The organism is Chelativorans petroleitrophicus, from assembly GCF_025398195.1.
Classification (GTDB): domain Bacteria; phylum Pseudomonadota; class Alphaproteobacteria; order Rhizobiales; family Rhizobiaceae; genus Chelativorans; species Chelativorans petroleitrophicus.
On the sequence record NZ_JAODNV010000029.1, the window covers coordinates 1 to 20,626 of the forward strand.

General features: G+C 60.7%; 19 protein-coding genes and 5 pseudogenes. 14 read left to right on the forward strand and 10 right to left on the reverse strand.

What is annotated here, in order from left to right; translation table 11 throughout:
• Positions 1 to 182: hypothetical protein (locus tag NYR54_RS18195; protein WP_261517144.1), on the forward strand; the 182-nt coding region annotated here is incomplete at its 5' end.
• 211 nt (positions 183 to 393) lie between these two features.
• Positions 394 to 2,241, forward strand: coding sequence for a DEAD/DEAH box helicase (locus tag NYR54_RS18200; protein ID WP_261517145.1), 1,848 nt, complete (start codon positions 394 to 396; stop codon positions 2,239 to 2,241).
• A gap of 250 nt (positions 2,242 to 2,491) precedes the next feature.
• On the opposite strand, the pseudogene NYR54_RS18205 reads toward NYR54_RS18200, so the two are convergent.
• Positions 2,492 to 2,848, reverse strand: a pseudogene (locus NYR54_RS18205) (ATP-binding protein); the annotation flags it as partial.
• 208 nt (positions 2,849 to 3,056) lie between these two features.
• Between NYR54_RS18205 and NYR54_RS18210 the strand changes: the two are divergent.
• A complete protein-coding gene (locus NYR54_RS18210) occupies positions 3,057 to 5,363 on the forward strand; it encodes a beta-glucosidase (protein WP_261517146.1) in 2,307 nt (768 codons plus the stop codon).
• A gap of 118 nt (positions 5,364 to 5,481) precedes the next feature.
• A complete protein-coding gene (locus NYR54_RS18215) occupies positions 5,482 to 7,044 on the forward strand; it encodes a GH1 family beta-glucosidase (RefSeq protein WP_261517147.1) in 1,563 nt (520 codons plus the stop codon).
• A gap of 218 nt (positions 7,045 to 7,262) precedes the next feature.
• Here the strand turns inward: NYR54_RS18215 and NYR54_RS19390 are convergent, their stop codons facing one another.
• The 4 genes from NYR54_RS19390 to NYR54_RS18230 form a co-directional block, all read right to left on the reverse strand.
• Positions 7,263 to 7,655, reverse strand: a complete 393-nt coding sequence (locus NYR54_RS19390) for a periplasmic heavy metal sensor (protein WP_423738644.1) — start codon at positions 7,653 to 7,655, stop codon at positions 7,263 to 7,265.
• Positions 7,652 to 8,101, reverse strand: a complete 450-nt coding sequence (locus NYR54_RS18220) for a hypothetical protein (RefSeq protein WP_261517148.1) — start codon at positions 8,099 to 8,101, stop codon at positions 7,652 to 7,654. The genes NYR54_RS19390 and NYR54_RS18220 overlap by 4 nt, the downstream gene beginning before the upstream one ends.
• The gene (locus tag NYR54_RS18225) at positions 8,082 to 8,699 is read right to left on the reverse strand and encodes an RNA polymerase sigma factor (protein WP_341484323.1); all 618 of its coding nucleotides are present in this window, start codon (positions 8,697 to 8,699) and stop codon (positions 8,082 to 8,084) included. Before NYR54_RS18225 ends, NYR54_RS18220 begins: the two co-directional genes overlap by 20 nt.
• A 164-nt stretch (positions 8,700 to 8,863) precedes the next feature.
• Positions 8,864 to 9,307: an EF-hand domain-containing protein gene (locus NYR54_RS18230; protein ID WP_261517149.1), complete on the reverse strand. Its 444-nt coding sequence runs from the start codon at positions 9,305 to 9,307 to the stop codon at positions 8,864 to 8,866.
• A 179-nt stretch (positions 9,308 to 9,486) separates the two neighbouring features.
• On the opposite strand from NYR54_RS18230, the gene NYR54_RS18235 reads away from it, so the two are divergent.
• The 6 genes and pseudogenes from NYR54_RS18235 (at position 9,487) to NYR54_RS18255 (ending at position 14,005) form a co-directional block, all read left to right on the forward strand.
• On the forward strand, positions 9,487 to 9,912 hold the full coding sequence (locus NYR54_RS18235) for an EF-hand domain-containing protein (protein ID WP_261517150.1): 426 nt from the start codon (positions 9,487 to 9,489) through the stop codon (positions 9,910 to 9,912).
• Positions 9,913 to 10,008: 96 nt separating this feature from the next.
• Positions 10,009 to 10,398, forward strand: coding sequence for an SH3 domain-containing protein (locus tag NYR54_RS19395; RefSeq protein ID WP_423738645.1), 390 nt, complete (start codon positions 10,009 to 10,011; stop codon positions 10,396 to 10,398).
• Positions 10,399 to 10,814: 416 nt separating this feature from the next.
• Positions 10,815 to 11,659, forward strand: a pseudogene (locus tag NYR54_RS18240) (LysR substrate-binding domain-containing protein); the annotation flags it as partial.
• Between the two features lie 129 nt (positions 11,660 to 11,788).
• A complete protein-coding gene (locus tag NYR54_RS18245) occupies positions 11,789 to 12,286 on the forward strand; it encodes a nuclear transport factor 2 family protein (protein WP_261517151.1) in 498 nt (165 codons plus the stop codon).
• Positions 12,287 to 12,410: 124 nt separating this feature from the next.
• Positions 12,411 to 13,427, forward strand: coding sequence for a saccharopine dehydrogenase family protein (locus NYR54_RS18250; RefSeq protein WP_341484324.1), 1,017 nt, complete (start codon positions 12,411 to 12,413; stop codon positions 13,425 to 13,427).
• A 359-nt stretch (positions 13,428 to 13,786) separates the two neighbouring features.
• The gene (locus tag NYR54_RS18255) at positions 13,787 to 14,005 is read left to right on the forward strand and encodes a hypothetical protein (protein ID WP_261517153.1); all 219 of its coding nucleotides are present in this window, start codon (positions 13,787 to 13,789) and stop codon (positions 14,003 to 14,005) included.
• 62 nt (positions 14,006 to 14,067) lie between these two features.
• Here the strand turns inward: NYR54_RS18255 and NYR54_RS18260 are convergent, their stop codons facing one another.
• Together NYR54_RS18260 and NYR54_RS18265 are read right to left on the reverse strand one after the other, a co-directional pair.
• A complete protein-coding gene (locus NYR54_RS18260) occupies positions 14,068 to 14,766 on the reverse strand; it encodes a LysR substrate-binding domain-containing protein (protein WP_261517154.1) in 699 nt (232 codons plus the stop codon).
• On the reverse strand, positions 14,733 to 14,978 hold the full coding sequence (locus tag NYR54_RS18265) for a helix-turn-helix domain-containing protein (RefSeq protein ID WP_261517155.1): 246 nt from the start codon (positions 14,976 to 14,978) through the stop codon (positions 14,733 to 14,735). Before NYR54_RS18265 ends, NYR54_RS18260 begins: the two co-directional genes overlap by 34 nt.
• A gap of 88 nt (positions 14,979 to 15,066) precedes the next feature.
• On the opposite strand from NYR54_RS18265, the pseudogene NYR54_RS18270 reads away from it, so the two are divergent.
• Positions 15,067 to 15,938, forward strand: a pseudogene (locus NYR54_RS18270) (DMT family transporter).
• 71 nt (positions 15,939 to 16,009) lie between these two features.
• Here NYR54_RS18270 and NYR54_RS18275 read toward each other — a convergent pair.
• From NYR54_RS18275 to NYR54_RS18285, 3 genes are all read right to left on the reverse strand, one after another.
• The gene (locus tag NYR54_RS18275; protein WP_261517156.1) at positions 16,010 to 16,480 is read right to left on the reverse strand and encodes a RidA family protein; all 471 of its coding nucleotides are present in this window, start codon (positions 16,478 to 16,480) and stop codon (positions 16,010 to 16,012) included.
• Between the two features lie 117 nt (positions 16,481 to 16,597).
• Positions 16,598 to 17,173, reverse strand: a complete 576-nt coding sequence (locus NYR54_RS18280; RefSeq protein WP_261517157.1) for a dihydrofolate reductase family protein — start codon at positions 17,171 to 17,173, stop codon at positions 16,598 to 16,600.
• A 37-nt stretch (positions 17,174 to 17,210) separates the two neighbouring features.
• The gene (locus NYR54_RS18285; protein ID WP_261517158.1) at positions 17,211 to 17,744 is read right to left on the reverse strand and encodes an SRPBCC family protein; all 534 of its coding nucleotides are present in this window, start codon (positions 17,742 to 17,744) and stop codon (positions 17,211 to 17,213) included.
• A 207-nt stretch (positions 17,745 to 17,951) separates the two neighbouring features.
• On the opposite strand from NYR54_RS18285, the pseudogene NYR54_RS18290 reads away from it, so the two are divergent.
• The 3 genes and pseudogenes from NYR54_RS18290 to NYR54_RS18300 all read left to right on the forward strand — a co-directional run.
• Positions 17,952 to 19,171, forward strand: a pseudogene (locus NYR54_RS18290) (helix-turn-helix domain-containing protein).
• Between the two features lie 10 nt (positions 19,172 to 19,181).
• Positions 19,182 to 19,820, forward strand: a complete 639-nt coding sequence (locus NYR54_RS18295; RefSeq protein ID WP_261517159.1) for a Vgb family protein — start codon at positions 19,182 to 19,184, stop codon at positions 19,818 to 19,820.
• A 490-nt stretch (positions 19,821 to 20,310) separates the two neighbouring features.
• Positions 20,311 to 20,626, forward strand: a pseudogene (locus NYR54_RS18300) (transposase); the annotation flags it as partial.

Genomic DNA, 20,626 nt, shown 5'->3' on the forward strand with positions numbered 1-20,626 from the left:
TCATCTCACCCGCATCCGGATGGGGAAGGAGGGCGATCGCACTGAAGGAGACGGCACTGCGCGAGAACAAGGAGACGATCCGCGGCAGGCCGACACAGCGGCGTCGGCCTGCCCCGAAGCAGCCGCAGCTGTCTCGGCGCAGCATCGCGCGCATTGCGAAACTTGTCCGGACGCTGTCTTGATGTGTCGGCCACTCAGCCCAAATCCGATACAATTTACGGTAATTCAATTCAGAGCTCGAAGCAGGCTACTCAGAATCTGAGGTGTTCGATTCAGCATTCCCTGCCAGATTGACGAGAGGGTCTTGTCAACGCTTAATTGCTGCATCTCGAAGCGGTCGCTCAAAACGATTCCTTAAGGGCGCCGCGAAGGGACTCGCTTTGGGTAGGGGGGATGAGGACGCCTGAGGCCAGGCTGGCAGTCAAGAAACCACAAGCCAGCCAGCAGAAGAACTCCAAGGCTATCAGCAAGGACGATATCTTGGCAGCGCTGCGGGCGGAAAGGCAGCTTGTTGCCAGAGGCGTCACGTATGTGGTGAAAGCTGTCGAGAGGGACGCAGACGTTCTTCGCATTGAGCTTGCCAGCGCGAGAAGGCACAGGTCCGGAGCAATCGACGAGAGCCTTGAGGAAGCCAGGTGCAAATGGACCACGGACCATGAGCCGTACGAAGCGAGAGGCTTCGTGAGCTTCGTCAATCCTGAGGAGGGTTCCGTGGTGGTGGAGCGCCGGTGGGGCGATCCGCCTGTCGCGGGGCAGGAAATAAAGTTCTTCCTTCAGGACTTCTTGGAACCCCTCATCGATGTTTGGGAAACGTCATCCGGCCTTCGCACAGCGCGTGAGGTCTTGAAGCGCACGGCTGAGAAGCCACTGGACGAGCCGCTCCAACTTCCGGAGGAATTCAGTCCCCTGAGGGAAAAGCAGGCCGAGGCCATCGACGCCGCTCTCTATCCGCTGGCCTTGGTGGACGGACCGCCCGGAACGGGCAAAACCTTCACGCTCGGGGCCATGGTAGCCAATTTCCTCGCAAGGTTTCCCGAACGGAAGGTCCTTATCGTCGGCCCCACAAATATCGCGGTTGACGCTGCCATCACTTCGGTCGACGACTGGCTGAAGAGGCTTGGCAAGGAGGACGTCGCCAAGTCGCTGAAACGACTCGGCTCGCGCTTCGACGTGAAGAACTACACCTACAGGCAGTACCTTCTGGAGCCGGGAATCTACGAACAAGCCATCAGGGTACAGATGGCGGAGCTTGAGGAGCCCGACAGGAAGAACGCGTTCAAGTACGCGATGTGGAAGAGAAAGGTCAGGGAGCTCCGGCAGGAACTGGGAAGGGAGCTCAAGTACGCGATCTTCAGGTACCGCGTCATCGCGATGACCACGGCGACAGCGCTTGGGTTCCACAAGTACCTGAAGCAGCGTGACTGGGACCTGGTCGTAACCGACGAGGCCAGCCAGATTCCGTTTCCCGCGGCGCTGGTCCTTGGCGGGCTTGCGCCGCGGTGCGTCTTTGCAGGCGACCCCCGGCAGCTTGCCCCTGTCGTCCAGGAAAAGTCTGCGCAGCGTGTCCTGGAGAAGACGGCGTTCGACGTCCTACGAAAAAGGGCCCGTTCAGTGTTCCTCGACGAGCAGTCACGCATGTGCCAGGACATCGGCGAAGCCGTGTCGGAACTCTTTTACGAGAAGAAGCTGAGGCTATGCGCGAAAGCCCGGAATGATACCGAATGGAGGAAGTCACGCGAGCCATACTTCATTCAGGGACGCAGCGTTCCCCACGTCGTTCTCAAGCGCCTGGAGGCGGAGTACACCTGGTCAAAGACCTACAACGGCCCGATACGCTTCAATTCCGCCGTCTTCATCACCGAGCTGATCGACGAGCTGCGGGGAGCTTATGCCAACGAGGACGATATCGTCGTCCTGACCCCGTATAGGGCGCAGCGCGCCCTGATTTCCGAGATGCTGCGCAAGCGGAACGTTAGGATAAAGGTCAGCACTGTCCATCGTGCCCAGGGATCGGAACGCAAGATCGTGATTTTCGACCCGGTCAGCGCCCATGAGTCGTTTCTGAACTCTCCTGGCGGGTTCCGCCTTCTGAACGTGGCGTTCTCGCGGGCGCAGGCCCACCTCATCGTGCCGATAAGCCAGACCGACTTGTTCAACCCAAAAATCAGAGAGCTAGATCAAATCGTCAGCCGTCAGCTTGCCGGAAAGACGCGTTTTGATTTCCCTCCGCTGCTGCAGTAGCCGGGGTGGAGTGATGGTGCGACAGCCTGGGCCGTGTTTACTCTTGTTTTGGCAAGTGCCTTGAGAACGCGGCGCTGCGCCTAGGCAGACTCCGTCCCCTCTCCAATGCTGCCGCGACGCCAACAGCAAACTCGTTCCTGTCGAACGCATGCCTCAGCTCTCGAGGCTTTCGTTCGAAAAGATGTCAGATGACGTGTCCGCACGCTGTCTCGATGTGTCGGCAACTCATCTCAAATCGAGACAATTTGCGTTAATTGGATTCAAAACCCGAGGCAGGTGATTCAGTGTTGATTTCCGCTGAGAGCTGACCCGGGATTTTCGCCGAGAAGTGACCCGCCTTCATGTATGGTTTGGGTCTCAGGCCTTGGTTATCCTTCTTTGTGTCGGTGGTCTGGGCTGAGCTGTTCTTGAAGCGGAAGCTGTCGTTTCCGGTCTCGAGGATGTGGCAGTGATGGGTGAGCAGCCGATCGAGCAGCGCCGTCGTCATCTTGGCGTCGCCGAAGACGGTCGCCCACTCGCTGAAGCTGAGGTTGGTGGTGATGACGACGCTGGTGCGCTCGTAGAGCGGGCTCAGCAGGTGGAACAGCAGCGCCCCGTCTGACGCGCTGCAGCTGGGGTCGGAATGCGGATAATCAAAGTATCCGCATGCCTGGGTCTGATTACCATTCGCTAAGGAATTGTCGCGACGGCTTCCTCTCTGGCCCCAGCCGCGCAGTTTTGATAATGAAGAACATGCAACCCATCCTCGCCTGCAGGGCCGAGTATGGGGGACCTCGACTGCTGCCGACGAGGCTGAGGACCCCAGGGAGGATGACATGAAAAGGTTGCTCTCATCTGTTGCCGGGCTGCCCCTGATCATCGGCAGCGTGCAGGCATTTTCACAGGAATCGGAAGCTGACGTGCGGGCTCGGCGAACCGAGCAGCAGATGACCGATGACGAGCGGTTCTCGCTCCTCGTCAGTATTCTCGGCAATGTGGCCGGTGGCACCCTGCCTCCGGACGAGCGCGTTGCGCATGTCGAAAACCAGAGTGCCGGCTGGACGCCCGGAATCCCGCGGCTTGGCATCCCGGACCTGAAATCCAGCGACGCCAGCATGGGCATCACCAACCCCGGCTATCGGCCGAACGACCCGGGAGCGACTGCGTTCCCCGCGTCGATCGTCGTCGGTTCGAGCTTCAACCCGGAACTTGCCCGCGAGGGCGGCGTCGCAATCGCGCGCGAGGCGCGCAGCCGGGGCTTCAACATCATGCTCGCAGGCGGGATGAACCTCACCCGTGAGGTGCGCAACGGCAGGAACTTCGAGTATTACGGCGAAGATCCGTTGCTGAGCGCCGTTCTTGCCGCCGAGCAGGTGAACGGCATCCAGAGCCAGCAGGTCATCTCCACCCTCAAGCACTACACGCTCAACGCCAACGAGACGAACCGGCACTGGCTCGACGCGATCATCGACCCGGCGGCACATCGCGAGTCGGATCTGCTCGCGTTCCAGATCGCGATCGAACGCTCCCAGCCGGGCGCGATCATGAGCGGCTACAACAAGATCAACGGCGTTTCTGCCGGCGGCAACGATCACCTGCTCAACGAGGTACTGAAGGGTACCTGGGGCTACAAAGGTTACGTGATGTCGGACTGGGGTGCGACGCCGGAATGGCAGTACGCGCTTCACGGCCTGGACCAAGAATCCGGTGCCCAGGCCGATCCGTTCATGTGGGGCCTGGACACCGAGCCGTTCACGCGTCCGCTGCGGCAGGCCTATGAGGAAGGCAAGCTCCCCAAGGAGCGTCTGTCTGACATGGTGCGCCGCATCCTGCGCTCTGCCTATGCGGTAGGCATCGACAAATGGGGACCAGCTCCTGAAGTCGACATGGCGACGCACAACGAGATCGCGCTGGAGATTGCGCGCCAGGGCATCGTGCTTCTGAAGAACGAAAGCGTGCTGCCACTTGCTGCCGACGAGCCGCTTAAGATCGCCGTCATCGGCGGCTATGCCCAGCAAGGGGTGATCAGCGGGACGGGCTCCGGCGCGGTTGCGCCCGTCGGCGGTTTTGCCGCAACGAGCAAGATCGGCGGTGCCGGTGTCATGGGGAAGCATCGCAACCTCTTCCTGTTCCGGCCTTCGCCGGTCGAGGAACTGCAGAAGGCGTTTCCAAATGCGCAGGTCGAGTTCGATCCAGGCTATACGCCGGCCGAGGCCGCGCTGACCGCGAGGCGTGTCGACGTCGTGATCGCGTTCGGCATTCGCGTCGAGGGCGAGGGGTTCGACCTGCCGGATCTATCGCTGCCCTGGGGCCAGGATGCGGTGATCGACGCGGTCGCCACGGCGAACCCGAACACGATCGTCGTGCTTGAAACCGGCAATCCGGTCTCCATGCCGTGGCGCGACAAGGTGAGGGCGATCGTACAGGCCTGGTATCCGGGGCAGGCGGGTGCTCAGGCAATCGCCGAGGTGCTTGCCGGCTCAGTCAACCCGTCCGGACGCACGCCGGTCACCTGGCCGGTCGCACTTGCCGATACGCCGCGGCCGACGCTGTCCGGCCTCGGCACGCCATGGGGTACACCCGTCACCATCCGCTATGACGAGGGCGCCGAGGTCGGCTACCGCTGGTATGCCAAGAGGGATATCAAGCCGCTCTACGCTTTCGGGCACGGCCTCAGCTACACGAATTTCGCCTATAGCAACCTCCGCATATCCGATGGCACCGTTGAAACCGCTGCGAAGGGAACCGGGCGGCCGGCGGTAACATCGACTGCCGCGGATGCGCCCGCTCCGACGTCCGAAGCGGAAGCCAGTCTCGTGTCCAGCGAGGAAACCGTCACCGCGACCTTCACCGTCATCAACACCGGAGACCGGGAAGGCGCAGACGTACCACAACTCTATCTCACCGCTGCGCCCAACGAGAAGCGTATGCGGTTGCTTGGCTTCGAGCGTGAGGTGCTGAAACCGGGCGAGTCGAAGCAGGTGTCGCTCACAGTCGACCCACGCCTGCTTGCGCGGTTCGAGGCCAAGGCAAACCAGTGGCGCATTGCCGAAGGCACCTACCAGATCGCGCTCGGCAAATCCGCCGGCGACCTGGTGCTGACCGGAAGCGCGGAACTGGAAGGCCGGCTGTTCGGGCGCTAGCCGGACATCCTTCAAGCGCCAGTTCCAAGCATCCAAGTGCCCGTGCGCTGCGCGACGGCAGAGCGGAACACAGCAGCGCGAATTTGCCGGGCCGACCAGCGGATGTGAGCCGTTTGACGTGAACACGGCCGACCCTGCTGTCGAGTGGATGCGCTCAAGAGGAGGAACCAATGTCATTCCGCTTCAACCGCCGGGAATTCACGAAGCTTTCTGGCGGCGCGGCACTGCTGGCACCGATGGGTGTGTCGGCCGTCGCACAAACACCCGCAACTGGTCTGAAACAGCGGGGGAACAGGCCGACTCGCGCCAATTCCCGGAAGGCTACTTCTGGGGTGTCGCCACGGCGGCCTACCAGATCGAGGGGGCTTGGAACGAGGATGGCAAGGGCGAATCAATTTGGGACCGATACGCCCACACGCCCGGAAAGATCAAAAACGGTGACACCGGCGATGTCGCTATCGATCATTATCACCGTTACAAGGAAGACGTTGCGCTGATAAAGGACATTGGCGCGAAGGCTTACCGCTTCTCCTTTTCCTGGCCGCGCATCTTCCCGGAGGGTACCGGACAGCTTAATCAGAAGGGGCTCGACTTCTACGATCGGCTGGTGGACGAGCTCAAGGCAGCCGACATCGAACCTTTCGCAACGCTCTATCACTGGGACCTGCCGCAGGCCCTGCAGGACAAATATGGAGGCTGGCAGTCGGCCGAAACGGCGAAAGCCCTGGGGGAGTACGCAGGCGTGGTCGCGAAGGCCCTTGGCGACCGGGTGGGACATTTCTTCACCATCAACGAGTTCAAGCAGGTGACGGAAACAGCACACCGCGGCGTCGAACTGCACGTGCAAGGCCGGACCGTTCGGCTGATGAGCGCTCCCGGTATCCTGCTCGAAGACGGACCGCTCAACCAAGTTCGACACCATGCGGTGCTGGGCCATGGCCTCGCCGTCCAGGCGATCCGCGCCATGGGCCGCGCCGGCACAAAAGTGGGGCCAGCCGAGAACATGGGCCACGCCCTGCCGATCATCGACTCCCCCGAACACATAAAGGCCGCCGAGGCGGCCACCAGGGCTCAAAACAAATACTTTCTCGGGCCAATGCTAGAGGGCCGCTATGACGACGCCTACCTGAAGGCGGCCGGAAATGATGCGCCGAAGTTTACCGACGAAGAGATGAAGATCATCGGGACGCCGGTGGATTTCGTCGGCATCAACGTCTACATCCCCCTGCTTGTCGTCGAGGCGTCGGATGATCCGCCGGGATACCGGGAGGTGCCGTTCAGCATCTCGCACCCGAAGATGTTCTCGGACTGGCACCGGCTGTCGCCGGAGTCCCAATACTGGGCACCCAGGCTCCTGCATTCGATCTGGCAGCCGAAGGAGATCTACATCACCGAGAACGGATGCGCGGCGGCAGACGAGGTCGCCCCCGATGGCAACGTCTATGATTCGGATCGGCTGATGTATTTGAGAAACGGCATGACGTGGCAGCACCGTGCCACTGTCGAAGGCATTCCGTTGAAGGGAAGTTTCGTGTGGAGCGCGATGGACAATTTCGAGTGGATCAACGGTTATGGTGATCGCTTCGGGATCGTGCACGTGGACTTCAAGACACAGAAGCGCACGCCGAAGCTCAGTGCGCAGTGGTTCAGGGAGGCGGCGCAGCGCAAGTCGGTGGTTTGAGTGCAACTGTCCGGGCAAACTTTGCCTGAAAAGGGGCGGATAGCGGACTGTCCGGTCTTGGGAAAGAAGCCAGTAAGCTTCCGATTCGACGCATTCCATTCAGCGGCTTGCGCAAATGGCGTCGACAACGGCGCACCAGGGATCAGCGAACAGTACGCTCGAACTACTACGCGGCATTCGTGCAGGCTCCCGACGGCGACAAACCGTGTCGCCGGCATCTACCTGTTCGATCTCGATCGCATCAGGGCCTCCAGAAGTTGCTCCTGGACAAGAGCCTGCAGTGCGGTGGTGGCTCGACGGACTTCTTCCATTGCGAGCCTAACCTTTGCTTCATCGGGCTCCTCGGCGTTGATTTCACGGGCAAGGCTCAAGCGTGCCTGCCTGAGTTCGTGAAGAGCATCACGTATCCGCGGCCGGTTCTCACTCAGGATATCGCGGAGCTCAGCTCGGACTTGGGCAGGATACACTTGCAAGACGTCCTGCCCCAGCAGGCCGAGGTCGCGCCCCCCGTCCCGGCTTCTCATTGCGAAACCAAGCAGAAAGGCATTTGCAGTCACCGAAAGCCCAAGAGCACAAACAAGGGCAAACTGAAGCCACGCGCGTCGCGTCACAGAAATGTCTCCAGGTTCAGTTCTTCTGCCAGGAGTTCGGGCAGTGCTTCCAGGGTGCTAGCGGCAGGGCTTCCCGCAGCGAGTGCGAGCAAGAGATCATCCAGCGTGTCCCGAGTGCCTCCAGTGACGTAGCCTGCGATCAAGGAACCAACGAGAACTGCCACGCCACCTGCCACGCCGGCTGGCAACCATTGAGCGAAATCCAAGATCGGGAAGGCGCGGCGTCTTTCTATCTTGTGCTGCACCTTCTTGAGCAGGACGCGCTCGTCCGACGCCATGAGCGAGGCTTCGAGAACGAGCCTGTCGAGGTAGGCGTCTTCATCTGCCACTGCGTCCCCGCGTCGTGTAGCAAGGAAGATTTCCGCCTCCTGGCGAAACGGTGCAGGCCATCGCGACGGATGAGGGCCGAAGCGGCGCTTTAGTGCCTCATACTCTTCCTGTGTCACGATGAGGTCCTCCTGTTGGCATGGTATCGTTCTGGGGTTTCTCGATGTGACCCCGCAATGAACGTCTGGCTCGTACAAGCAGTTGTTCGACAGATCCCCTGCTGGTCCCCATCACCTCCGCGATGGAAGGAACATCGAAGTCCGCGACCACACGCAGGAGCAACGCCATCCGCTGCCGCGCCGGTAGTAGGAGCAGGCCCTGGCGCACTGCGGAGATTTCGGCTCTCGCGCTGACATGAGCCTCCGCATCCGGGCGATCGTCCGCGAGCGATTCCTGCACATCTTCGAGGCCAAGGAAGGCGCGCAGGTTTCGTCGGCGGCGCATGTCGATGCAGCGGTTGGCGGCAATCCGGTAGAGCCAGGTGGTCGCACGCGCCCTAAGCGGGTCGAAACGGTGGGCGTGCTTCCATACGGCCACGAACACGTCCTGCACGACATCCTCGGCGTCCGCGTTCCCTCCGAGAAAGCGGGCGGCAAAAATGCGTAACCCGCGCCCGTGGCGATCGATGAGTCGCGCAAGCGCAGCCCTGTCGCCCGCGGCGATGCGAGCAAGGAGATGATCATCCTCATCTGTCTCCCCACTACGTGTCATCGCCATGCGGTTCACCCGGCCGAAGGCCTGCGGGCCATCGCCTGACGGCTTTGACGTTCTTGCCCGATCACCATGGTCCTGCCGCCAACGGCCCGGATTCCGGTGAACTTCTGCTGGGAATGCAACATTGGCCAGTGTGGTCTCCTTTCAGTATCCTGGTCGCATTCCAATCAACGGTCGGGCCGGCCCGATAGGATGTTGCGCACCAGGAGAAATTCGGCGGAAGAAAGCCTTCCATCACCGTCCCGATCGACGAGATCGAAAAACGAGGCGCGCGACCGGAACTCTTCCCTGGAGACTGTGCCGTCGGCATCTGAATCCATGCGCCGCCACTGGGCACCAAGGAGGATCTGAAGCGCGACTGCGCGATCCATGACGGCGTCCTGAAACCGTCCAACCTCTTCGGCGTCGAGATTTCCATCGCGATTGAAGTCCAGGCGTTCGAAGAGGCGTTCGCGCGCTGCAGCGATCTCGTCTCGGGTCAAGGCTCCGTCACCGTTCGTATCCAGACGATCGAGCAGAGCCGTTCCCGGTGCCGACTGGGCGTCGGCTGCTCCCAATATTGCAGTGCAGAAACCTAAAGCGGCGAACACAAATGAAGCCGTCTTCTTCATGCAGGGATCCTTTCATCCTCGATCAGCCGCTCGGAAGCGGACATGGGCGATACGCCGAAAGGCACCCGCTCCTACGCTACTCCAGAAGAATTTTCTCGTCCCACCGGGCGTAGGAGAGCGGTACCCCACACGTAGAAGGCCCATGGGATCCGCCCCGAGCGGCATCACAGGAGGATCAAATGGCCTTCAAGTTGCTCATGCCTGTCGCGCTGTTGTTCGTTGGTGGCCACAGCGCCTTCGCGTCCGATGTGCCAGGTGTCCGGGAGGCATTACGCAAGATGGACCTGAATGGCGATCGCTCGATCCAGTTCTCGGAAATCTCGGCTGCCCGCGCCAGACTGTTCGAACGCCTCGATACGAACCGCAATGGCATCCTCGATGAGTCGGAAATCCACGCCGTGCTCAAGGAGGCCAACCTGGCGCGTGAAACAACAGAACGGCTTTCCAATCTGGCCGATCACGCCGTGGCGATGGACACTGACGGAGACGGCCGAATCACTCGCGCCGAGTTCTCCAACTTCATTCCCGACCGCATCCGGCGGGCCGATCGCAATGGCGACGGGCAACTGTCGCTCCGCGAACTGAGAACCCTTCGCCGCCGGTGATCCTGGTCGGTTCAAAGACAATCTTTCCCCCCTTGCAACTACCCCGGAGGTACAGAAATGAAGCTTACCGTCCCTCTCACTTTGGCTGCCCTGATTATGTCCTGCACAATTGCTGCTGCGCATCCTGGCGTTACGACTGGTACGATCAACCTGCGCGCCGGTCCTGGCACCCAGCACCCGATCGTTACCGTCATCCCGGTCAGCCAGCCGATCTCAATCATTGGCTGCCTCCCGCATTCATCCTGGTGCGATGTTGCCTGGGCCGGATATCGCGGATGGGTGTCTGCCAGGTACATCTCTTATACGGCCACCGGACACCCCGTGCCCGTTACCAGCGTGTATCACCTCGTTCCGGAGGCGACTGTATATATCCACAGCCACAGCGCTGTCGTTCCCCCACGAGCCGCAGCGCGCCGGGATGCGCGCATTGAATATCGCGTGCATCGGCGCATCGATCGTCGCTGGGATCGATGGACTGGCGACTGAGAGAAATCTCCGGTCTATGACCGGAGGTTGCCAAGAAGGCTGTGCGGTGGGGGAGAATCTGTTGCGATCAAACAGGAAGGTTGCGGCGGTCCTCACCGTTCGCTCAACAGCGGCTCTCGCAAAAGGCGGAATGCGAAAAACATGAAGAACAACCACGTACCAGTGCGATGAGGCGACCAAGGTTTCCACCTCGCAAAAGGCGGAATGCGAAAAACATGAAGAACATGGGTCCTGACCTGCATCGGAAAAACGCCTATAGTTCTACCAGGTCATTCGGAATTGCCTCACAATGCGCCAAGACCAGCTCAACGGCATTTTGGCATTCCTGCGGGTTGCGGAGACCCGCAGCTTCACGCGCGCCGCGCAGGAGGAGAAAACCGCGCTCGCCATGGATCTGATGGGCCCGCAGCTTCACGCGCGCCGCGCAGGAGCTAGGGATCACCGCTCCCTCGCTCAGCGAGACCATTCGCAACCTCGAAAAGCGCCTGGGAGTGCGCCTGTTCAACAGAACCACGCGGAGCGTCGGGCTCACCGAGGCGGGCCAACTCTACCTCGAACGCGTGCGCCCGGCAGTCGCGGACATCCTCACCGCAGGAGAAGCGCTCAAGGACCTTAGGGACCGGCCGTCAGGCACGCTGCGCCTCAATCTCCCCTGGATAGCTGGCCCGCTGCTCATGGACGCAATTCTGGCACCTTTCATGGCGGCATTTCCCGATGTGAGGCTCGACATCGTCTATGACGACCGATTCGCCGATATTGCCGCCGAAGGCTTTGACGCCGGGGTGCGCATCGGCGAGTTGATCGAGAAGGACATGATCGCCGTGAGGCTGAGGCCGCCGCTGCGGAATGCGGTGATTGCAAACCCCGATTACCTGCAGAAGTACGGTGTCCCCGAGACGCCGTCTCAGCTAGGCGAGCATCGCTGCATCGCCCTGAAATTTCCTTGGAACGGGTCAATCCGGCCCCGGGACTTCATCCAGGCGGGACGTGAAATTCAGTTCACTCCCGACCCTTGTCTCTCTTTGAATACGCTACCTCTAGTTGTCGATGCAGCAGGCGCGGTGTCGGGCTCGCTTTCGTGTTCGAGGGCATGGCCTTAACGGCACTCCGCGAGGGGTCCCTGGTGAAGGTGCTCGAAGAATACTGCCCTTCCTACGACCCGCTCTTCCTCTATTTCCCCAGCCGCCGCTTCATGCCCCCGAAGCTGAGAGCTTTCGTCGATTTCGCCAAGGCGGCTTCCAGCGGGGCCTTCGAACAGTAAAGCCCAAATCCCATTCTTAGGCCGGGCCTCATAGGCCTGTAGGACGCGCCGGGTTTTTCTCCGGGCCGGCGCACGGGAAATTTCACCCGAACAAAGAGGCATACCTGCAACTTCAGGAGGTCGTTTCCCATGAGGACGTTCAAGATGCTGCTGGCCGTCGCCACAATCGCTGTCGCGCCCTACCACGCCGCCGCCGACGAGGTGGGACAAGGCAATCTCAAGGTCATCGAGGACTACTACGCGGCTCACGCCGCAGGCGACCTTGACGCCATCCGATCCTATCTCGCACCGGATGTCGTCTGGCGCATTCCCGGGCATCATCCTCTCGCCGGCGAAAAACGGGGGCGCGACGAAGTGATGGCGTTCTTCGGCGAACTTGCCAAAGGCCGCTTCAGCGCGGAGCCGATCTTCTTCCAGGCGCAGGGTGACCTGGTTGTCGACATCCATCGAGGCTGGTCAAACGTTGGCGAGGGACCGGAGATCGACCAGCTCTACGCGCTGATGTTCCGCCTTCGCGACGGCAAGATCGTAGAAGCACAGAATTTCCTCACCGACATGCATTCCTCGGACGCATTCTTCTGGGCGCACTATCCGCTGAAGCCACTCCCTGATCGGCTTGCGGAGTGAGCAGGACCAGGCATCTTGCCGGGTCTGCAACGCAGAATCCGGTGAGTGTAGGCGCAAGCGGCCTTTGCCCTTGCCCTCCCGCATCTCGCGCAAAGGGATGACCTCTTCACTACAGGCTGTACGCATGAAGATAGCTGTTGTGGGCGCGGCTGGACACACTGGCCGCTTCGTGGTGCGCAACCTGCTCGATCGGGGGCTTGAGCCAATCGTGATAGGGCGGAGCAGGACCCGCCTCAAGGCTGCCGGCTCCGGCCGACTTGGGCTTGAACTACGGGAAGCACGCTTGGACGATGTCGCGGCCCTTGATCGTGCCATCGCCGGGGCAGGCATCGTCGTGAACTGCGCCGGACCGTTTCTGGACACGGCGCGATACGTTGCCCCAGCTGCTATCCGGGCTGGCGCGCACTACCTGGACGTCAGTGCGGAACAGGTAAGTACATCAGACATATATGCACAATTCGATAGCGCCGCCCGCGAAAGGGGACTCATCTTCCTTCCTTCCATGGCCTTCTTCGGCGGATTTGCGGATCTGCTCGTTTCTTCGATTGTGGAAAGCGTGACAGACTACGATGCGGTCACGATCGCGATCGCGCTCAGCTACTGGCACCCAACGCAAGGTACGCGTGAAACCGGCAGAAAGAATACTGCACCCCGCATGATGGTATCGGGAGGTGCACTCGTGCCTATCACCACTCCACCTAGGGATATGACCTGGACCTTTCCTCCCCCATTGCAGGAGCAAGAGGTCGTAGAACTGCCGTTCTCGGAGGTTCCGGTCATCTTTCGTCACCTGCCGCTGGCCGAACTCAGAACATTTCTGACTAGGAACGCACTCTCCGACGTGCGAAACCCTGAGACGCCTGCACCAGCGGCTGTCGATGCATCAGGCCGATCGGCGCAGCAGTTTACGATCCATGTAGCCGTCACCGGTCGCAAGGGAAATCGCCAGCTCCTGGCTCGTGGAAAGGATATCTACCATTTCACTGCACCTCTGATCGGCGAAGCTGTCGAGCGGATCGCGATCGGAGACTTCAGGGCAACCGGGGCTCTGCCCCCTGCCTCCGTCTTTGGAGCCACGGAATTCCTGACAAGCCTGTCAGCAGCTGAGCCCTCCCTGACTGTGGAAGTTCTCGTTGACTGACTACAATCCTAACTTAGCGCAGTCGCGTTCATGGTCCCATCTGAAGACTAACATTTCGGAGATGCTGACTTGAACACCAGCACCTTTGCTGATGCACTCGTTTCCGATGCTGTTCACCCGGACATTCCAAGCAGCCAGAGACTGTTCGAACCTTTGCTGGGAAGCTGGCATCTGGAAGTGAAATGGTTTGACGAGAGCGGCCAGCTTGTCCGCCGGCAAGACGGCGAATGGCATTTCTCACGCGTGCTTGAGGGACGCGCCATTCAGGATGTCTGGATCGTTCCATCCCGTGGCCAGCGCGGCCAGGACGACTATGAATACGGCACGAGCATCCGGTTCTATGATCCGGCGTTGGGCGGATGGCGATCGACTGGATCGGCCCGATGCGCAGTGCGGTGCTGACGTTCACGGGGCGTGGGATCGACGACACCATCCTTCTGGAAACAACCCCTGAAGTGAAGGTTTCACGGCGATGGATCTTCCGGGACATTACGGCCTCATCGTTTCGGTGGACCAATGAGGAGTTTATCGATGGGCGTTGGCGCATCGTGCAAACCTTCGACGCGACAAGGGCATAGCGTTCAAGTCTCGCCTTCACTCCCGGCAGAAGTTGCAGCGTTGGTGGCGCGTCGACGGCGACCTATGGGTCGGCAAGACTGTAACCGCCCGTAATGTCGCCAGCCAGTTCGTGAAGCCGGTCGACCAGACGCTGAATAGCCGGATGGCGCTGGCCGGGGCGGGTCACGATGTGAAACCGGTTCGGGTTTCTTGCCCGGTGATCATGAATGGCTACCAGGCCGAGCCGATTGGAGAAGGCGAGGCCATAGGGGTCTCGCAGAAGCGCAATGCCAAGGCCGGATGCGGCGGCAGCGAGCGCGAGATCATGGCCTTGCAGGATGCGATCCTGAGGACGACGGACATAGTCGACTCCAATGCCTGAGAGCCATGTGCGCCAGGATTCAACGGAGGCATCGTGCAGGAGAGGCTGCTCCATCAGGCGTTCAGGCGAAGGATCGTTGCCCAACGCTTCGGCGACAGCGGGATGAGCCACAGCGACCAGAGTCTCATCGAAGAGAGGCTCTGAGCGAGTTCCCGGCCAATCGCCCCTTCCAAGCCGGATGGCAATGCGGGCATCGGAAAGTGTCATGTGGCGGGTGTCGACATCCGGCTCGATGCGAAGATCCGGCGGCTCTCCCTCGAGCCTGTTCAGACAAGGCACCAGCCACAACCGTGCAAAGGATGCGACGACCCCGACTCGGATCACCGGAAGCTCGTTGCCTTTCTGGCGGGCCGGGCGGCCATCCTCTAGAGTTGCGATGGCCGCTTCAATCCGGGCCACCAGCCGCTCACCCTCAAGAGTGAGGCGGACACCACGCCCGTGACGCGTAAAGAGCGTACAGCAGCCCAATGCTCAACCGCCGCCACCCTGCGGCTCAAAGCACCATGGGTGATGCTAAGCCGCTCGGCGGCAGCGGTGAACGAGCCGAGCGACGCCGCGGCCACGACTGCTTGCAAATAATCGAGCGGCGGAAGAGCCGAGATGTGCACCATGCGCACAGCTGAATGCTTAACCCCGCCATATGTCAATAGGTTTTCTCAAGGTACACATCGGCGACGACCAATTTCGCAAGCGTGTGTCATGGCTGTTCCTATCCTTCCCACCCTTGCCGTTGTCGGGACGATATCGACGTGGGCAGCGTCGTTTCCGGCTATCGGCTATGCCCTGCGCGAAATCGACCCGTTGCCGCTGGCGTCGTTGCGCTTTGCCCTTGCGGCGCTGTTCGCCTTGGCATGGCTCTTGTGGCGTCGGCCGTGCGGTTTTTCGGGACGCGATTTTGGACGGGTCGCCTTGTGCGGCGTACTCGGGATTGCGGCCTACAACATCCTGCTCAATTCGGGACAGGCCGAGGTGTCCGCTGGGGCGGCCAGCTTCATTGTCAACACCCAGCCGCTGTTCATGGCACTGCTCGCCGTCGTTTTTCTTGGTGAGGTCTTTGCGCGCTGGAGTTGGCTGGGCGCGATGGTCGGCTTTGCCGGCGTGGCCGTGATTGCTTGGGGACAGCCAGGTGGCTTCACCTTTGCGCCGGTTCGAGCCTCGTGCTTGGCGCTGCGGCCTGCGCTGCGATTTACTCGGTGCTACAACGCAGTCTGCTCGATCACTTGGCACCGTTCGATTTGACTGCATGGGTGCTGCTGTCAGGAGCGGTCGCATTGCTTCCGTGGCTTCGTGAGGCCGCGGCTCAAGTGGAGGTTGCCAGCGTTGAGACGTGGCTCGTCGTAATATTCCTCGCCGTGGGACCGGGGATCATAGGCCAGGCATGCTGGACCTACGCGATCGGCAGCTTCGGCGCCGGGCGTGCAGGCATGTTTCTCTACCTCATCCCGCCCTGTGCGACGATGATGGCCTGGGGCCTGCTGGGCGAGACGCCGACGGCAACGACGCTTCTGGGTGACTGCCTGGCACTTTCTGGCGTGATCATCGTCAACAACCTAGGTCGGCGCGGCCGGTAGGCGAGGTCGACCTACCACTGCGCCCAGCAGCTGCTCAGAGGAAACGCGGGCTCTTCCGGGAGCCGCTTGCGTCACCTCGTGGTGACGATGGCTTCGATCTGCACCTTGGCGCCCAGCGGCAACGCGGACACTTGAAGGGTTGTCCGTGCAGGATACGGATCAGCGAGGCGCTCCCTGTAGACGCTGTTGATCTCTTCGAAATGTCGATAGTCGAGCAGATAAAGCCGCGTGGAGATCAGGTGCGCCAGCGACAGACCAGCATCCTCTAAGGCTATCTGGAGGTTGTCGAAAGCTGCATGCGTCTGTGCGGTTACGTCCTCGCTCACCAATCCGCCACTGGCAGCGTCCTGGCCAATGATGCCGGATACGATACCGATGTCCCCCGCAATCACGAGGTGCGAGAAGGGAGCGGACGACTGGAACAGCCGTGGGCTGAATATGTGTCGACGTTCTTCCATGAGTGATGAAGAGCTAGCCGCCCCGATTTGCTGGTTGTTCTCCGTCCACGCAATTGTCGAGCAGCAGACGTTCAGGAACCGCATGAACAAGTCGTATGCGCCCCCACAGCGCCGCGCAGTTGAACGCACTATCGCTGATTGCCTGTCGGACAGAGTGGCACATGCGGCCCTGGAAGTCAGTTTCAAGCAAGCAATGCGCTTTCAGATCAAACCGTACCTCAAGTACACCAGACCATTCTCAAGCTGCCTCACTTCACTCAGCTCGAGTTGCTTTCGACCGTCCAGCCCCTCGAAATGCGACTTTCCTGCGCCTGCAAGGAGGGGGTGCACTATGAGCCTGATTTCGTCGACCAGTCCGGCGTCGATCAAGCACGATGCGACCTGCGCCCCGCCAACGAGATAAATGTCCTTGCCGGGCAGGTTCTTGAGCTGGGCCACTTCGTCGACTCCGCGGAGGAAGCGCGTGTTCGGCCAGAGCGCGGTCTTCAGCGTCGATGAAAGAACATAGTGAGGCAACTCGGGGATCAGCTTCGCCCAGGCTATCTCCTTGGCGGTCGGCTTCTGTCCGGTCATGGGCAGAGGTTCGTCGGGAGCCCGCTGCATGGCCGTCCAGTACTGCTCATAGCCCGGATACATTCCACCACCGAGCAGGCAGGCATCGATCTGCGGCGTAAGACCATAGTCTTCTGACCACGCCTTCACCCAGTCCGCATAACCGTCAGGGCCTTCAATCTTCCCGTCGAGTGAAATCTTCACTGCAGAAATGAGCCTGCGCATGAAATTCTCCTTTTCCGAAACGCCTTGCCGGTAATGGTCACGCCGCGATCCGCTGGTCGTATTCGGCCCTGAGCCGGCGCCAGCTTTCCCAGAAGGGTTCGGGTCGGACTCCACGAATTCGCGCGTCGAGGATGTCGAGGTGCGCGTGCCAACCAGCCGCGATCCTGATGAGGTTTTCACGATCCGGCAGCTCCTTGTGGACGATCTCAAGCACGGTCCCGGCACCTTTCTGAGCAAGACCAAAGCTGACGCCGCCGCTGTTCATCCAGGTGAAAGAGAGCGCCCGCCCAGGCTCGATTTCTGTGACGACACAGCGCATGCTGTGCGAGCTTGAGGTGCCCTCGACGATTTCATCGGGAGCCTTGTCGAGGTCGTCGTTACGCCAGACGAGCTCGAACTCTGTACCTTCTGACAGGGTCATTTCTCCGTCGGCGAGCCACTGCCTGCGACGATGGTTCTCGGTGAGCCATGTCCAAACATCGCCAGTCGACGTGGGAACAAGCCGCCTGAAAATCAGAGTATTCGATTTTCCGATGATAGCGTATTCATTGATATCGATGTGCATGTTCATAATCAAACTCTCCTCAAGTTTGCACAAAGGGCAGCAGATTTGTGATGTTCAATAAGAAGCTTTCGGGATCGATCTTGTCTTGGCTTCACGATTGACATCGACGAATTGTCTTTGCACCTATTTGCGTGTGCTCGCTTCAGCGCGGCACCTTGGCTGTCTAGTCTCCATGACGCAGAAGCGAGAGTTACAAGTGTGGCGGGATTGGCGATGGACTCACTGATGGCCGCTGCGGCTCATGCCCTTGCCACAGGCGACCCTCTGCTGGCGCTCAAGTGCGTGTCCCTGCGCGACGACCCACCCGCGCTTGCTCTGCGCGGGATTGCCATGGCTCAGATTGGTGACCTTCCGCGCGCCAGACTGGCGCTAAGAAGGGCAGCGCGTGCCTTCGGGCAAAGGAACCCGGTGGCGAAAGCGAGGTGTGTCGTCGCCGAGGCGGAGATCACGCTCGTCTCCCGCGATCTCGCTGCTGTACCTACAATGCTCGACGCTGCTCGCACCTTGCTCGAGAAACAAGGCGATCGGATCAATGCCGCGCATGCGGCCATCCTTGAGGTGAGGCGGCTATTGCTCGTCGGCCAGATACACGAGGCAGAACGCTTACTCTTGGACATCGACATCGCAGCACTGCCGCCGTCATTGCGTGCCACATACCACCTCGCGGAGTGCGGCATCGCCCTGCGGCGCCTCCGCGCCAGAGTTGCTCGCGAAGCGCTGGCTCGAGCCGAGACGGAAGCCCGCAAAGCAGGCATTTCCGCACTGTTAGCCGAAGTGCGGAACATGAGGCTCTCGATGACCAGATCAGCTGCCCTGCTGATTTCCGGTGGAAGGAAGCAATTGCTGTCGTTCGCAGAGGTCGAGGATCTACTGGCATCGGACACCCTTGTGGTCGATGCATGTCGATACGTTCTGCGGAACCAGGGCACCGTCTTGCCGCTGACCACCCGCCCGGTTCTGTTTTCCCTTGCACGTTCCTTGGCGGAAAGATGGCCGGACGATGTGCCTAGAGGCGAACTCATCGCCAGCGCTTTCGGCTCACGCTACTCGGACGAATCGCATCGCGCGCGACTGCGCGTAGAGATGGCCCGTCTGCGGGCCGAGCTTGGGGGTGTCGCCACCATTAATGCGACCGCAAACGGCTTTGTTATCCAGGCCCGACAGGCCACTCGTGTAGCAGTGCTGGCACCACCAAAGGAGGAACGTCATGCGACCGTGCTGGCGCTTCTGGCGGACGGAGAGAGCTGGCCGAGTTCTGCCCTTGCCTTGGCGCTCAATGTCAGTGCGCGAACCGTCCAGCGCGCCCTGGACGAGCTAAAGGCGAGGGAAAAGTGCGCGCAATCGGCCAGGGCCGCGCGCGCCGCTGGATGACGCCGCCGGTTCTCGATTTCCCGACAGCATTGTTGCTCCCAGGTTCGCTGCCAAGTGAATAGGATGGGTGCCATGAAGAAGCAGCCAGCGGAAGTCGTTCAAGAATTCGGACCGTTTCCGGGCATCGACCATGTTCACGGCGTGACCTTTGACGGGCGTCACGTCTGGTTTGCCAGCGGAGACAAACTCAACGCGCTCGACCCATCGCTCGGTCGGCTGTCGCACGCGATAGACATTGCCGCCCATGCGGGAACCGCGTTCGACGGCCTGCACCTCTACCAGATCGCGGAAGATCGGATCCAGAAAATCGATCCCGAGACTGGCAGGATCTTGTCAACGTTGCCCGCTCCCGGTGGTGGAGGCAACTCCGGCCTCGCCTGGGCAGAGGGCATGCTGTGGGTGGGCCAATACCAAGGCCGCAAGATATACCAGATCGACCCGAATACCGGTGACATATTGAGAACGATCGAGTCCAACCGCTACGTCACCGGCGTGACCTGGGCAAATGGCGAACTCTGGCACGGCACCTGGGAAGCCGACGAAAGCGAGCTGCGGCGTGTGGATCCGGAAACGGGCGAAGTTCTGGAGCGCATTTCAATGCCCGATAAAGTGGTTGTATCCGGCCTTGAGGCAGGCGGCAGCGACCACTTCTTCTGTGGCGGCGGTCCAAGTGGAACGCTGCGCGTGATCCGCCGCCCGGTGTCTCGGTGACAGGCCTCTTTGGCTAGCCCGGTCTTGATCGGAACGATATGGGCTTGTCGCGAGCAAAAGGTCTCCATCCGAATGCCCAAGGTTCCCAGACACGCTGAGAGAACTATGTGACATTCATCTGAGGGACAGCAAAATAGTTATAGGTCCCAGATTGAGCGCAGTGGCAGGGCCGTAGCGCCCAGGTGGCTGGCCTAGGCCCATATGTTCAGGTCAGGCCATGTCGATTGCCCGAGCGACTGCTGGACCATCTGCTCTGAAGCGAGCCAAGGTTTACCTGATGCCGTATGGGAGGCTGGGAGCGGACGGACAGCTTCTTGAGATGACATCCAGGCGAGCGAACCAGGCACCCCATGTCGTGTCTTCCCGTCAACACGGCGCCGGTTTGGAAGACTCCACGCAATTCAGGGTTCTTGCGTGAGGCCTCATAGCGGCATGGGCAGTGAGGTGGTCCCGGTTTCCGAGACAGGGGCATAAGGTGGATCTTCCGAGCATGAAGACACGCAGACGGTTTACGGCCGAGTTCAAGGCCAAGGTCGCGCTTGAGGCGATCCGCGGGGAGCGAACGATCGCGGATCTGGCGACGAAGCATCAGTGGAAACGGCAAGCCATCGAGAACCTGTCCAAGGCATTCGACGACAAGGCTTCAGATGCGCAGGCCGGCTGGGAGGCCGAGGTGACGAAGCTGCACGCCAAGATCGGCCAGCTGGTCGTCGAGCGGGATTTTTTGGCCAAGGCCTTCGATCGCTGAGCCTGGATCGGAGGAGAATGATGATTGATCCCGATCACGAACGGCTCTCAATCCGCCG

Coding starts and splice junctions, on each gene's coding strand:
- NYR54_RS18245 (WP_261517151.1), top strand. CDS start 11,789: ATGAGGACGTTCAAGATGCTGCTGGCCGTCGCCACAATCGCTGTCGCG.
- NYR54_RS18200 (WP_261517145.1), top strand. CDS start 394: ATGAGGACGCCTGAGGCCAGGCTGGCAGTCAAGAAACCACAAGCCAGC.
- NYR54_RS18280 (WP_261517157.1), bottom strand. CDS start 17,173: ATGCGCAGGCTCATTTCTGCAGTGAAGATTTCACTCGACGGGAAGATT.
- NYR54_RS18275 (WP_261517156.1), bottom strand. CDS start 16,480: ATGCGGTTCCTGAACGTCTGCTGCTCGACAATTGCGTGGACGGAGAAC.
- NYR54_RS18250 (WP_341484324.1), top strand. CDS start 12,411: ATGAAGATAGCTGTTGTGGGCGCGGCTGGACACACTGGCCGCTTCGTG.
- NYR54_RS18210 (WP_261517146.1), top strand. CDS start 3,057: ATGAAAAGGTTGCTCTCATCTGTTGCCGGGCTGCCCCTGATCATCGGC.
- NYR54_RS18230 (WP_261517149.1), bottom strand. CDS start 9,307: ATGAAGAAGACGGCTTCATTTGTGTTCGCCGCTTTAGGTTTCTGCACT.
- NYR54_RS18225 (WP_341484323.1), bottom strand. CDS start 8,699: ATGGCGATGACACGTAGTGGGGAGACAGATGAGGATGATCATCTCCTT.
- NYR54_RS18295 (WP_261517159.1), top strand. CDS start 19,182: ATGAAGAAGCAGCCAGCGGAAGTCGTTCAAGAATTCGGACCGTTTCCG.
- NYR54_RS18255 (WP_261517153.1), top strand. CDS start 13,787: ATGGCGATCGACTGGATCGGCCCGATGCGCAGTGCGGTGCTGACGTTC.
- NYR54_RS18265 (WP_261517155.1), bottom strand. CDS start 14,978: ATGGTGCACATCTCGGCTCTTCCGCCGCTCGATTATTTGCAAGCAGTC.
- NYR54_RS19395 (WP_423738645.1), top strand. CDS start 10,009: ATGTCCTGCACAATTGCTGCTGCGCATCCTGGCGTTACGACTGGTACG.
- NYR54_RS18235 (WP_261517150.1), top strand. CDS start 9,487: ATGGCCTTCAAGTTGCTCATGCCTGTCGCGCTGTTGTTCGTTGGTGGC.
- NYR54_RS18285 (WP_261517158.1), bottom strand. CDS start 17,744: ATGAACATGCACATCGATATCAATGAATACGCTATCATCGGAAAATCG.